Origin of the sequence: Cupriavidus sp. UBA2010 (genome assembly GCF_002335265.1) — a bacterium.
In the GTDB taxonomy this organism is placed as follows: Bacteria; Pseudomonadota; Gammaproteobacteria; order Burkholderiales; family Burkholderiaceae; genus Cupriavidus; species Cupriavidus metallidurans.
The window spans coordinates 83459-97326 of the sequence record NZ_DDCI01000003.1 but is presented as its reverse complement, the minus strand read 5'-3'; the positions used below and the strand labels follow the sequence as shown (position 1 = coordinate 97326).

9 protein-coding genes and 1 tRNA gene are annotated in these 13868 nt (G+C 64.4%); 5 read left to right on the top strand and 5 right to left on the bottom strand.

The genetic code is table 11. From position 1 onward, the window contains the following. The 5 genes from B2246_RS00915 to gloB all read right to left on the bottom strand — a co-directional run bounded on the left by B2246_RS00915 (position 1) and on the right by gloB (position 8286). Positions 1 to 2376, bottom strand: coding sequence for a bifunctional salicylyl-CoA 5-hydroxylase/oxidoreductase (locus tag B2246_RS00915; protein ID WP_286881332.1), 2376 nt, complete (start codon positions 2374 to 2376; stop codon positions 1 to 3). Between the two features lie 148 nt (positions 2377 to 2524). Then, positions 2525 to 4414 carry a propionate--CoA ligase gene (locus B2246_RS00910; protein ID WP_286881333.1) on the bottom strand — a complete coding sequence of 630 codons (1890 nt, stop codon included), beginning with the start codon at positions 4412 to 4414 and terminating at the stop codon, positions 2525 to 2527. 82 nt (positions 4415 to 4496) lie between these two features. Continuing rightward, positions 4497 to 5456 (bottom strand): glycerophosphodiester phosphodiesterase family protein, encoded by a 960-nt coding sequence (locus B2246_RS00905; protein WP_286881334.1) that lies wholly within the window; start codon positions 5454 to 5456, stop codon positions 4497 to 4499. A 170-nt stretch (positions 5457 to 5626) separates the two neighbouring features. Next, positions 5627 to 7348: a transglycosylase SLT domain-containing protein gene (locus B2246_RS00900; RefSeq protein WP_286881335.1), complete on the bottom strand. Its 1722-nt coding sequence runs from the start codon at positions 7346 to 7348 to the stop codon at positions 5627 to 5629. Positions 7349 to 7485: 137 nt separating this feature from the next. Continuing rightward, positions 7486 to 8286 (bottom strand): hydroxyacylglutathione hydrolase, encoded by an 801-nt coding sequence (gene gloB / locus B2246_RS00895; protein WP_035882293.1) that lies wholly within the window; start codon positions 8284 to 8286, stop codon positions 7486 to 7488. Positions 8287 to 8298: 12 nt separating this feature from the next. On the opposite strand from gloB, the gene B2246_RS00890 reads away from it, so the two are divergent. The 5 genes from B2246_RS00890 to B2246_RS00870 all read left to right on the top strand — a co-directional run bounded on the left by B2246_RS00890 (position 8299) and on the right by B2246_RS00870 (position 13851). Beyond that, positions 8299 to 9093: a class I SAM-dependent methyltransferase gene (locus B2246_RS00890; RefSeq protein ID WP_011516914.1), complete on the top strand. Its 795-nt coding sequence runs from the start codon at positions 8299 to 8301 to the stop codon at positions 9091 to 9093. An 18-nt stretch (positions 9094 to 9111) separates the two neighbouring features. Then, positions 9112 to 9549 (top strand): ribonuclease HI, encoded by a 438-nt coding sequence (gene rnhA / locus B2246_RS00885; RefSeq protein ID WP_008641621.1) that lies wholly within the window; start codon positions 9112 to 9114, stop codon positions 9547 to 9549. 22 nt (positions 9550 to 9571) lie between these two features. Next, entirely contained in the window at positions 9572 to 10297 is a 726-nt protein-coding gene (gene dnaQ, locus B2246_RS00880; protein WP_008641619.1) for a DNA polymerase III subunit epsilon, read from the top strand. A 124-nt stretch (positions 10298 to 10421) separates the two neighbouring features. Further along, positions 10422 to 10496, top strand: a tRNA-Val gene (locus B2246_RS00875). Between the two features lie 616 nt (positions 10497 to 11112). Then, on the top strand, positions 11113 to 13851 hold the full coding sequence (locus B2246_RS00870) for a cation-transporting P-type ATPase (RefSeq protein ID WP_286881338.1): 2739 nt from the start codon (positions 11113 to 11115) through the stop codon (positions 13849 to 13851). Positions 13852 to 13868: the final 17 nt, after the last annotated feature.

The following is a 13868-nucleotide window of genomic DNA, read 5'->3' as shown; positions in this document are numbered from 1 at the left end:
TCATTTTCCCGGCTGCTGCGCGTACGATGCGGCGCGGGCGAGGTTGGTTTCCAATTGCCGTTTGCCAGACACGTACTGCTTCGGCCACGTGACATCGCGATAGCCCAGCCTGGCCGCCTCGTGCAGCGTCCACGCCGGATCGGCCAGATGCGGACGCGCAATCGCGCAAAGATCGGCCCGACCAGCCGCGACGATGCTGTCGACATGATCGGCCTCGAAGATCGCGCCCACAGCGATGGTCGGGATGCCCGCCTCATTGCGGATGCGGTCGGAGAACGGCGTCTGGTACATCCGGCCGTAGACCGGCGCCTGATCCGGGCTGACCTGGCCTGATGAACAGTCGATCATGTCCGCGCCGGCCGCCTTGAAGGCGCGTGCGATCTCCACCGCATCATCGGCGGTGATGCCGCCCTCGACCCAATCGTGCGCCGAGATCCGCACCGACATGGGCTTGTCCTGCGGCCACACGGCGCGCACGGCCGCAAACACTTCCAGCGGATAACGCAGACGGTTGGCGAGCAACCCGCCGTACGCGTCGGTGCGCGTGTTGGTCAACGGCGAGATGAAACTCGAAAGCAGATAGCCGTGGGCGCAGTGCAGCTCAAGCCAGTCGAAGCCAGCTTCCGCCGCGCGCTTCGCGTTGGCCACGAAGTCATCACGCACGCGGTCCATGTCTTCCTGCGTCATTTCGCGTGGCACCTGCGACACGCCGGGCATGTACGGCAGCGCCGACGCGGAGATCAACGGCCAGTTTCCGTCCGCCAGCGGGTAGTCCATCTTCTCCCAGCCAAGCTGGGTCGAGCCCTTGCGCCCGGCATGGCCAAGCTGCATGGCGATCTTCGTATCGCCGTTGGCGTGCACGAAGTCAACGATGCGCTTCCACGCATCGCGCTGCGCGTCATTCCACAACCCCGGGCAAGCCGGCGTGATGCGCGCGTCTGGCGACACACAGGTCATCTCGGCCACAACCATGCCGGCGCCACCGAGGGCGCGGGAACCGAGATGCACCAGGTGGAAATCGCCCGGCACGCCATCGACCGACGAGTACATCGCCATCGGGCTCACCACCACGCGGTTCTTCAGGGTGACGCCGCGCACTGTGAATGGTGTGAACATCGGCGGCAAGGCAGCATCGCCGGCAGCCGCGCGCAGCTTCAGCGTCTCCTGTGGCACGCCGGCCTGCGCGGCCAGCCATTGCTCGAAGTTGTCGACGTATTGCGCATCGCGCACGCGCAGATTCTCGTGCGAGATCCGCTGCGAGCGCGTCAGCAACGAATAGGCGAACTGCTCGGGCGCCATGCCGGCATAGCGCTCGACGTTCTCGAACCATTCGGTCGAATTGCGCGCCGCGTTCTGGATCTTGAGCACTTCCACGCTGCGTGTGGCCTCGTAGCGGGCCAGCGCTTCCGGCAAGCCGTCGACACCGGCGGCGCGATGCTCGCCGATCGCCTCCGCCAGATCGATCGCATCTTCCAGCGCCAGCTTGGTCCCCGATCCGATCGAGAAGTGCGCGGTATGCGCCGCGTCCCCCATCAACACCACCGGCACGCGGCGGCCGTCGTCCAGGGTGTTCCAGTGCACCCAGTGATGGCAGATCACTCGCGGAAAGCGAATCCAGATCGCCGAGCCACGCAGATGCGCGGCGTTGCTGATGAGCTTGTTGCCGTCGAGATACTTGGCGAACAGCTTCTCGCAGTAGGCCACGCCCTCCTCCTGGCTCATCTGTTCAATGCCGGCGGCCTTCCAGACCGGCTCAGGCGCCTCAACGATGAACGTCGACGTGTTGTCGTCGAAGCGATAGGCGTGCGCCTGGAACCAGCCATGCTCGGTCTTCTCGAATGCGAACGTGAAGGCGTCGAACAGCTTGTGCGTGCCGAGCCAGACAAAGCGGCACTGGCGCGTGTCGATATCTGGTTGGAAGCTCTCGGCATAGCGTGTGCGGATGCGGCTGTTAAGGCCGTCCGAGGCAATCACGAGATCCGCGTTGTACTGCCGCGCCAGCGCCTGGTCATCGCTGACATCGGTCTCGAACACCAGCTTCACGCCGAGCGCCTCACAGCGTGCCTGCAGGATATTGAGCAGGCGCTTGCGGCCGATGCCGATGAATCCGTGCCCACCGGATCGGATGGTGCGCCCACCGATATGAATGTCGATGTCGTCCCAGTGATTGAATGCCGCGTTGATCTCGGCCGCGCTGACCGGATCGGCCTGTTTCAGGTTCTCGAGCGTCGCATCAGAGAACACCACCCCCCAGCCGAAGGTGTCGTATGGCCGGTTGCGTTCGGCCACGATCACCTCGTTGGACGGATTCTGCAGCTTCATCAGCAGGCCGAAGTACAAGCCCGCCGGGCCGCCACCAATACATAGCACGCGCATCTGGTCGCCTCCTGCAAGCCGTCAGCCGACGGCTCTACATCAGGGTTAAATATTTTATGCTTAAAATATTAGGCGGCATGCCGAGATCTGGCAAGGGGTTTTTCAGGGAGCCCGCAAGTGCCGGGCTCCCTGCCCTTCTATGCCTGCGTCAGGCCAGCGACTCCTTCACCTGCTCCAGCGCCGTCGGGTCCTCGATCGTGGTCAGGTCGCCCGGATCACGGCCTTCCGCTACCGCCTGAATGGCGCGGCGCAGCAATTTGCCCGAGCGTGTCTTGGGCAGCGCATTGACGAAGAACACGCGCGCCGGTCGCGCCACCGCGCCGAGCTGCTGCTCCACCGTCTTCATCAACTCCCCCTCGAATGCCATGCGGTCCGCTTCGGTTGCCGTGCGCCCGGCGTCACGCGCAATGCAGAAGCCCATGGCGACCTGGCCCTTCAGCGCATCCTGCACGCCGACCACGGCCACCTCGGCCACGCCCGGGTGCGACGACAGGCTTTCCTCGATCTCGCGGGTGCCCAGCCGGTGGCCTGCTACGTTGATCACATCGTCGGTGCGACCTAGGATGAAGACGTAGCCATCCTCGTCGCGGATACCCCAATCGAACGTGGAATAGCACTGACGATTCGGCACCGCCGACCAGTACGTGCGAATGAAGCGGTCGTCGTCGCCCCAGACCGTCGACATGCAGCCCGGTGGCAGCGGATAGTCGATCGCCACCACGCCCTTGGTGTTTGGCGGACACTCCTCGCCGGTGACCTCATCGACGATGCGCAGGTCGTAACCGTAGGCCGGCACCCCGGGAGATCCCAGTTTGGGTGGCAGCGCTTCCACGCCGCGCTGGATCGCGATGATCGGCCAGCCCGATTCGGTCTGCCAGTAGTTGTCGACCACGGGCTTGCCGATGCCGTCCTGAATCCAGCGCGCGGTAGGTTCGTCCAGCGGCTCACCCGCCAGGAACAACAGCCGCAGGCTGGACAGGTCGTGACGCTTGAGCAGCGCCGGGTCCTGCTTCTTGAGTACACGGATCGCCGTAGGCGCGCTGAACATGATGTTGACGCTGTACTGCTCGACGATCTTCCACAGGATCGCGCCATCAGGACGAATCGGCGTGCCTTCGTACATGACCGTGGTCATGCCCGCCAGCAGCGGCCCGTAGACGATGTAGCTATGGCCCACCACCCAACCGATATCGGACGCGGTGAACATCGTGTCGCCCGGCTTGCCACAGAAAATATTTTCCATCGACGTGGCCAACGCCACCGCGTAGCCACCGGTGTCTCGCTGCACGCCCTTGGGCTTGCCCGTGGTGCCCGACGTGTAGAGCACGTAGGACGGCTCGCTCGATTCCATCCAGACGCATGGCACGGCCTGACCGGCCACCTTGTCACGCCAGGCCGCGTAGTCCTCGTCGCGGCCGCTGACCAGCGGCATCTCAGCCAGCTTGCGGTCCACCAGCAGCACCTTTTCGGGATGATGACCAGCCAGCCGGATCGCTTCATCAAGCAGCGGCTTGTACGGCACCACCTTGCCCGCACGGGAGCCGGCATCGGCGCTCACGATCACGCGCGGCTTGGCGTCATCGATACGGGCCGCCAGGCTGACCGAGGCAAACCCGCCGAACACCACCGAATGCACGGCACCGATGCGCGTGCAGGCCAGCATCGCAAACATTGCCTCCGGAATCATCGGCATGTAGATCAGCACCCGGTCGCCGCGCTGCACGCCCAGCCCCTGCAGCGTCGCTGCCATGCGCGTGACTTCGTCATGCAACTCGCGGTAAGTGTAGGTGCGTTCGGTATCGGTCTCGGTCGAGACATAGACCAGCGCCCGCTGGTCGGCACGCGCGGCCAAGTGCCGGTCGATGGCGTTATGGCAGATGTTGGTGCGCCCGCCGACGAACCAGCGGGCAAAAGGTGGGCGACTGTCGTCGAGCACGCGTTCGAAGGGGGTCTCCCAATCGATGCGTGCGGCTTGTTCGGCCCAGAATCCTGCCGGGTCGGAAAGGGAGCGCGCGTGCAGTGCGCGGCTTGCCGTCATGGTATGTCTCCTCCGCTATATGGATGATCAATGCGGTGTTGGTGGCTGGGACAGCTCGACAGGCGGAAACCTGCCGACTGCCCTACTGGTTGCACGACGCGGGGTTCGTTTCCACCTGCGTTCGGATGCCCGCCATCTTTTCTGGAGAATCTACCATGACAGCATCCAGCCCCAAACGCTTTGCCTCGCAAAAGTCAGCCCGATCATTCACGCCGAATGCCACGAGGTTGGCCGCCACTCTTGACCGGTAGCACTGGACAGAGGCTTTGGTCCAGAGCACCGCCTGGACCGGCGAATGCCCCTCCCCGAGCGTGAAGGTCTCAACCACGTCCACGTTGCGTCGCATCTCGAATCCCGCCCACACACCTGAAACGGATGGCGCATCGCAGCGCTGGCCAAGCGTTGCGGAGACCAGTCGACGCCGGGTCACGTCACGCGCCTCGGCCAGCCGCGCGCGTGGCCAGGCTGCGAACGTATTCTGGTAGTCGGCCTCGGTCGAGTAGATCAGCACGCGGCTCCAGGCGTTCTCCGCATCCAGCACTGCAGCCACCGCGGCCGTCTGCGCCGCCGCCGGCATCGACTTCATGTCGAGGATGATCGGCACGTTGGCCGGGATGGCACGCAATGCCTGCTGCAGCGTGGGAATGCCGACCGGACTGTCGCGATAGGGGTAGCGCTTCACGCCATCCGATCCCGTTTCGGCGAAGGACCATCCGGCATTGAGCGTCGCTAGCGTGGCGGCGCTGAAATCGGCCACCTTGCCCGATCCATTGGTCAGCGAGGACAGGTCGCTCGGGCGGTACAGCACCGGCACGCCATCGAGGCTCGTTTGCACCGACAGCCAGATCATGTCGGCACGTTGGCGCAATGCCGACTCGATCGCCACAAGCGTGTTTTCCGGGCGATCCGCCGTACCACCGCGATGCGCCACGAGCTTGGGCAGAGGGTAATCGGGTTCGTCATCCTCCTGCGCGCGCTCGCATGACGCGCCAAGACACGCCAAGAGAATCGGCAGGCAACAGACGGTTTTGGGGAAGGACATCGGGCAGTTCCATTGGTGGATCAGACTGCCCTTTTGCCACCCTTCGCCGACTACGTTCTTGATGCCCATCAATTTGCATGACGGAGGCACGGCGCGTCCCCGGCCCAGCGTCTAGCGTGGAACCGGGTTGCCAGAATTTCGTGGCGTCAGGAGGTGGCCGCGCGCAGATGCTACTGCGCGCGGCTCGACTTGGATTTGGTCGCTGGCGTCGGCGACGACTTGCTTTCGCGCGTGGCGGACTTGCCCGACGACTTGCTCGTCGAGCCGTGCGGCGAGGCCTCCACCACCACCCGCTTGCGGGGTTCGGCGTTGGCGCTCTTGGCCGATCGCGACGACTTCTCGACCTTATCGGATTTCTCCGACTTTGCCACGGCCTGTGTCTTGCCACCCGACTTGCCATGTGGCGCGGCCTTGGCTGGCGTGTCGTCTTCGTCCCCGGCGCGCTCCGCCCGCATGGCGGCGGCGGAGTTCGGACGCAGCATCAGCACCAGACTCTGGCCGGCAACAAGCTTGCTGCCGGAGAGCTTGTTCCACGACTGCACCTGCTTGACCGACACGCCATAGCGACGCGCCACCGTGGACACCGTATCCTTGCGCCCCGCCCGCACCACGACGCGCTTGGCGTCAGGCACGTCTGGCTCCACGGCCAGCATGGCCGTATCGACCAGCGATGCGCTGATGTCCTGGTCGTGGCGCTCGGTACGCGGAATCATGACGGTCGAACCGGCCTTCAGGCGCATCCCCTTGGGAATCCGGTTGATCTCGCGCAGCGTGTCCACATCCACATTAAGCCGCGCAGCCAGCGACTCCACACGTTCCCGGCTATCCACGGTCACCGTCGTCCAGCTCGACAACCCGCCACGATAGGTATTGAGGTTGTACTGGAAGCGCTCGGCGTTCTCGAACGGCAGCAGGATCTGCGGATTGGCCGCACCCAGGATCACCGGCCGGTTGAACGACGGATTGAGCGCCTTGAACTCGTCCAGCGGCATATTGGCCAGCTTGGCCGCCAGCGCCACGTCGATATCCCGCGAGGTCGTGACCGTCACGAAGTACGGATGATCGGGAATCTCGGGCAGCCTGACGCCATACGCGGCCGGGTTGGCGATGATGTTCTTGACCGCCTGGAGCTTCGGCACGTAATAGCGCGTCTCGGTCGGCATGGTCAGGCTGGCGTAGTCCGTGGGCAGCCCCCGGGCCTGATTGCGCGCGATGGCCCGCGACACCGCGCCCTCGCCCCAGTTGTAGGCGGCCAGCGCCAGTTGCCAGTCGCCGAACATGTCGTAGAGCCGTTGCAGATAGTCGAGCGCCGCGTCGGTCGATGCCAGCACGTCGCGCCGCTCGTCGCGGAACATGTTCTGCTTGAGGTTGTACGTCTTGCCCGTGCTCGGGATGAACTGCCACATGCCGGCGGCCTTGGCCGTGGATTCCGCCTGGGGATTGAATGCGCTCTCCACGAACGGCAGCAGGGCCAGCTCGGTCGGCATCTTGCGCCGCTCGAGTTCCTCGACGATGTGGTAGAGGTAGCGGCTCGACCGGCCCACCATCCGTTCCATATAGTCAGGGCGGGCCGCGTACCACTGCGTGCGATCATCGACCAGCGTGCCTTCCAGGTCAGGCATCGCGAAACCCTTGCGGATGCGGTCCCAGATATCGCTGGACGGCCCGCGCAGCCAGTCCACGCTGGACTGGTCGACATTCACGACGGTAGAACGGGATAACGTGCCGGCGCGGCCGGTGCTGTTGAGGGTATTGAGCGGGTCCTTCTTCGGACCGGATTCCAGGGCGGTCGGCGTGCCGGACAATTCGCCGGCGGGCGGTGTGGGTGTGCTGGCGCAGGCTGCAAGCAGCGTGGCACACGCAACTACCGCCAGAAATCGACCAAATCGCATTAAGTTCTCTGAAAGTGACGCCAAAAAGTTGGCCTGATGCTATGGAAAAGCCCCCCTCGCGTCAATGAGATTTTCCCCATGATGCAATTTGAGTCAATTGTCCTCGCCCAGCCCGCAACCGGATTGTCCCATCCGCGTTAACGAAAGCCGTCCTTCCAGCCGCGCAGCGCACCAAAAGCCGCCGCGTCATCGCTCACGTCACCGCCCTGCGCCCGCACAGCCTGGCGGACGGCGGACTCGCGGGACCGCAAGAACGGATTGACCGCGCGCTCGTGCGCCACGGTCGTTGGCACCGTAGGCGTGCCGGCCTCGCGCAGGGTATCCACCCGCGCCGCCCACGCCGCCAGATCCGGGTTGGCCGGCTCGACGGCCCGGGCAAAGCGGACGTTGCTGCGCGTGTACTCATGGGCGCAGTAGACGCGCGTGTCGCCGGGCAGTGCCGCGAGCTTGTCCAGCGATGCCAGCATCTGGGCCGGCGTGCCTTCGAACAAGCGCCCGCAGCCGCTGGCGAACAGCGTGTCGCCACAAAACACCACGGGGCCGGCGCCGGGCAGGTCGCCGACATAGGCCACATGGCCCGCGGTGTGGCCGGGTACATCCAGTACCCGGAACGTCACTGCCGGATGACGCAGCGTGACCGTGTCGCCTTCGCGCACGGCCTGCGTCCGGTGGGCGATTCGCTCGCCCTGCGGGCCGATCACCGGCAGTGGCTCGCCGTTCGGCCCACTCGGATGACGCGCGAGGAGGTCTGATACACCACCCTGGTGATCCCCATGGTGATGGGTGATTACAATAGCGCCCAGTGCCAGCCCGCGTTGCGCCAGAAACTGCTCGACCGGTGCGGCCTCGCCTGGGTCCACCACGGCCGCGCTATGCCCGTCGTGGATTGCCCAGATATAGTTGTCCTGAAAGGCGGGAATCGGCTCCACTTTCAACATGCGTGCTCCTCTATGTCCAACCGACCGATTATAGATTGGGAAGAATGGCTAGCCTCGCCACCCGGGCAGTACGTGCTCGAGTGGGAAGGCCAGCAGTATGACCGGACGGTAGCGGACATTTTTGGCTATCACGCGGTGCAGTTCGGCCTGCCCGCCATCGACACGTTGCGCGAGAACCGGATGCCGTTCTCGGCGCTGGCGCTGGACGGCCGCGCGGGCCCGCACGGGCCAAGGGAGACCCATCCCGATGCGCGGCAACTGCTGTGCCGGTTCGACGAACTGCCCTTCGACACGCAGAGCATCGACCTCGTCACGCTACCGCACGTCCTCGAATTCTCGGAAGACCCGCACGAAGTGCTGCGCGAAGTCTCGCGCGTGCTGATGCCCGAAGGGCGCGTGGTGGTGACATGCTTCAACCCGATGAGCCTGTGGGGCGCGCGGCAGGGCCTGAACCGCCTTGGCGCCATGCCCTTCCTGCCAAGTGACGCCCAAACCATCGGGTTCGTGCGAATCAAGGACTGGCTCAAGCTGCTCGGGTTCGAGATCATCCGGGGCCGCTTCGGCTGCTACTGCCCGCCCTATCGCACGGAACGCTGGCTGCAGCGCGCGGCATTCATGGAGAAGGCCGGCGACCGCTGGTGGCCGATCTTCGGCGCGGTCTATATGATCTCGGCGGTCAAGCGCGTCAAGAATATCCGCCTGGTGGGCCCGGCCTGGAAAACACCCAAGTCGGCGCTGAAGCCAGTAGCGGCTCCGGTTGCCACGCCCACGGGCACGCACGGCAAGACCCCCGGCCAAGACAGCTAGGACCATCACCTTATATCCATGCAAGAAGTCACGATTTACTCCGACGGAGCCTGCAAGGGCAATCCCGGCCCCGGCGGCTGGGGCGCCGTGCTCGTCGCCGGCGGCCACGAGAAAGAACTGTTCGGCGGCGAAAGCCCCACCACCAACAACCGCATGGAGCTGATGGCGGTCATCGAGGCGCTGCGCGCGCTCAAGCGCCCATGCATCGTCAATATCTATACGGACTCGCAGTACGTGCAGAAAGGCATCAGCGAGTGGATTCACGGCTGGAAGGCGCGCGGCTGGAAGACAGCGGACAAGAAGCCGGTCAAGAACGCCGACCTCTGGCAGGTACTGGATGAAGCCCAGAAACCTCATCAGATCACGTGGCACTGGGTGCGTGGTCACAACGGGCACCCCGGCAACGAGCGCGCGGATGCGCTGGCCAATCGGGGGGTGGCATCGATCAATACCTGAGCCGTCGTTTACAATCCTGCCCATGCGACAAATCGTCCTCGATACCGAAACCACCGGCCTCAATCACGCAACAGGCGACCGCCTGATCGAAATCGGCTGTGTGGAACTGGTGAATCGCCGCCTGACAGGCCGCCACCTCCACTTCTACGTTAATCCAGAGCGCGACATCCATGAGGATGCCATCGCCGTGCACGGGATCACGCTCGATTTCCTGGCCGACAAACCCAAGTTCGCCGAGATCGTCAACGAGGTCCGTGACTTCGTGCAGGACGCCGAACTGATCATCCACAACGCGCCCTTCGACCTTGGCTTCCTGGATATGGAATTCCAGCGCCTGGACCTGCCGCCGTTCCGCCAGCACGCCAGCAGCGTGATCGATACGCTGCGTGAAGCCCGCCAGATGTTCCCGGGCAAGCGCAACTCGCTGGATGCGCTGTGCGACCGACTGGGCGTCAGCAACTCCCATCGCACGCTGCACGGCGCACTGCTCGATGCCGAACTGCTCGCCGAGGTCTACCTGGCGATGACGCGCGGCCAGAACTCACTGGTCATCGACATGCTCGACGGCGCCGCCACGGATGGCGAGACGCGTAGCACCGCCGACCTGTCCGCCATGACGCTGCCCGTGCTATTGGCCTCCGAGGAAGAAATCTCGGCGCACATGGGTGTGCTCAAGGAACTCGACAAGGCAAGTGGCGGCAAGACGGTCTGGCAGGATGCCTCCCCTGCCGAAGCCGCCACTCAGTAGGGCCCGGCGCCTCCCGAGGGATTTCGAAGAAAATTCGAAAAAGGGCTTTACAAGATACCGGCCCATCGGCATAATCTCGTTTCTCCACTGCACGACATCAGCAGCAACGATGACGAAGCAGCATGGGTGGTTAGCTCAGCGGTAGAGCACTGCCTTCACACGGCAGGGGTCACAGGTTCAATCCCTGTACCACCCACCAAAATTTGTGGCTTGCAACGCCTAACGTTGCCGTGAACCCGGATCGCTGACGAGCTTTCCGGGTTTTTTGTTGTCTGTCGATGACCGACGGTATTCGCCGTCCTTCACGGATCACGACACTGGGCCCATCGAACGCCTATCGACAACGTCGACGCCCTACCCGCCCTCTCGACCAGCCGATCATGGCTGGTGATTCTTGTCGTTTCGGCAAGTACATACCTTGCGACGCTGCCGCTTGATCATCCCGGATGAGGCTCACCGACTCGCGCCAAGCCTGCAGGTGTCGCGCGCCCCTGGCGGATTGACAGCTCCGAATGCCCCGCTGAACGGTGGCACTGCTCTGCCCCAACTTGCCAAGGAGTGTCTTAATCACTTTGATGGAGATCATCCCCCTCAAGCGCCAAGCGATGTTGAAATAGAGATGTGCAGTGCCTTCCAAGGTGTTGTCATCGGGGCGTGATCGAAGCAAGCTAGTATCTGATACGCCCTTTCTCCGTCAGGCCGTCGCCGTGTCGCAGGCTCCCCAGAAGATGCCTGCGGCTTGACCAGGCGATGCGCGCCTCCGATCGAAACGCGAAACCGGCCCGCCCGGTTGCAGAAAAAGGCCCCGACTCCACATGACTGGTCCTCCTGCCAGCCACGACACCGAAAACCAATCGCCACCCATCTGGCACACGCTCACCGACACACAGGTCGGGCAGGCCCTGCAGACCAGCGCAGCCGGTCTGAGCGCAGCCGAAGCCTCCCGTCGACTGGACGAGTACGGTCCCAACCGTCTCGCGCCACCCAAGCGCCGCGGCCCGCTGATGCGGCTGCTGCTGCAGTTCCACAACATCCTCCTCTACATCATTCTCGGCTCGTCGATCGTCTCGGCGATTCTCGGTCACTGGGTCGATGCGGCCGTGCTGCTCGTGGCGGTCGTGATCAATGCCGTCATCGGGTTCATCCAGGAAGGCAAGGCCGAAGCCGCCATCGATGCCATCCGCGCCATGCTCGCCCCGCTTGCATTCGTGATTCGCGATGGCCAGCGGCACGAAATCGCCGCTGCGGATCTCGTGCCGGGCGATGTGGTCGCGCTGGCTTCGGGGGACCGGGTGCCCGCCGATCTGCGCCTGACCTCGGTCAAAGAACTGCGGGTCGAGGAGGCCGCGCTCACCGGCGAATCGCTGCCCGTGGAAAAGAATGTCGCGCCCGTAGCGGAAGACGCGCCGCTGGGCGATCGCTTCGACATGGCGTACTCCGGCACGCTGGTGGTCTACGGCCAGGCGACCGGCATCGTGGTCGCAACGGGTAGCACCACGGAACTGGGCAGGATCAATGAGATGCTCAGCAGCATCGAAAGCCTGTCGACACCGTTGGTACGGCAGATCGATCGTTTCGGACGCGGTCTGGCGGTAGCCATCCTGTTGCTCTCCACCGTGGTGTTCGTGGCTGGCATCCTCTGGCGTGGCCACTCCGCAGCAGACATGTTCATGATGGCCGTGGCGCTGGCAGCCTCCGCCATCCCCGAAGGGCTACCGGCGATCATGACCGTCACGCTTGCGCTCGGCGTGCAGCGCATGGCCCGGCGCCATGCCATCGTGCGGCGCCTGCCGGCGGTGGAGACGCTGGGATCGGTGACAGTGATCTGCTCCGACAAGACCGGCACACTGACGCGCAACGAGATGACCGTGCAGCGCATGGTCTGCGCGGGCCATGTATTCGATGTCGGGGGCGTCGGTTATTCGCCGGTGGGAGACTTCAGCATCGACGGGCACGTCGTCGATCCCATGAGTTGCGCGCCGTTGGCCATGGCCTTGCGCGCCGGCGTACTCTGCAACGACGCCAACATGCGCAATGACGACGGCATGTGGCATGTCGAGGGCGACCCGACCGAAGGTGCATTGCTGGTGGCTGGCGCCAAGGCGGGCGTGGAGCAGCAGAATCCGGAATCCGGCTGGCATCGGCTCGATTCCATCCCCTTCGAATCCGAGCACCGCTTCATGGCCACCTACCACCACGATGCCAATCATGCGCCGTGGATCCTGGTAAAGGGTGCGCCCGAGCGCATCCTCGACATGTGCGCGCGGCAGTGGAATCTCGATGGGGAGCACCGGCTGGACGTGGACTACTGGCGCCGCATGGCGACCGACACCGCAGCGCAGGGCCTTCGCCTGCTCGCCCTGGCCTGCAAGCGCGCGGCGCCCGCGGGCGACAAGCTCGCGTTCACGGATGTAGAAACCGGCTACACGATGCTGGCGCTGGTCGGCATCATCGATCCCCCGCGCGAGGAAGCCATCCGTGCCGTCAACGAGTGCCACCACGCTGGCATCCGGGTCAAGATGATTACCGGCGACCACGTCGAAACGGCACGCGCGATCGGCGCGCAACTGGCGATCGGCGTCGGCAAGCCCGCCTTGACCGGCAGCGAGGTGGCATTGATGGACGATGCCGCACTGCGCCGGGTGGCGATGGAAGTGGACGTATTCGCGCGCGCCAGCCCAGAGCACAAGCTGCGCCTGGTCAGCGCGCTTCAGGACGGTGGCCAGGTCGTGTCGATGACCGGAGACGGCGTCAACGACGCGCCCGCGCTCAAGCGGGCCGACGTTGGCGTCGCGATGGGGCTCAAGGGCACCGAGGCGGCCAAGGAGGCTTCCGACGTGGTGCTCGCCGACGACAACTTCGCGTCGATCGCCCACGCGGTGCGCGAGGGTCGCGCGGTCTACGACAACCTGAAGAAGTTCATCCTCTTCATGTTGCCGACGAACGGCGGCGAGGCGCTGATCGTGATCGCCGCGATCCTGTTCGACCTGCCATTGCCCGTCACCCCTGCCCAGGTACTCTGGATCAACATGGTCACGTCCAGCACGCTGGGACTGGCGCTCGCCTTCGAGCCCGCCGAGGCCGGCATCATGGCGAAGCCACCGCGCCCGGTTGGAGAAACGCTGCTGTCGGGCTTCTTTGTCTGGCGCGTAACGATGGTATCCATCCTGATGATGGCGGGGGCGCTCAGTCTGTTCCTGTGGGAGCTATCCGACGGCACCAGCCTGGAAACCGCGCGCACGATGGCTGTCAACGCAGTGGTGGCCGCCGAGATGTTCTACTTGCTCAACAGTCGGCATATCCTGAAGACCGTGCTCAACCGCGAGGGGCTGTTCGGCAACCCGTATGTGCTGCTGGCCATTGCCGCCTGCGTGCCGCTGCAGCTAGCCTACACGCACCTGCCACTGATGCAGGCAGTGTTTGATTCCACCGACCTGTCCGCGCTGGAGTGGTGCAAGGTGATCGGCGCCGGCCTGCTGGTGTTCTGCGTCGCCGAACTCGAAAAGATCCTGATCCGACGCAAACCGGCTGGTAAGCGTCTGGCTGCCGATTGAACCTGCCATTGAACGAT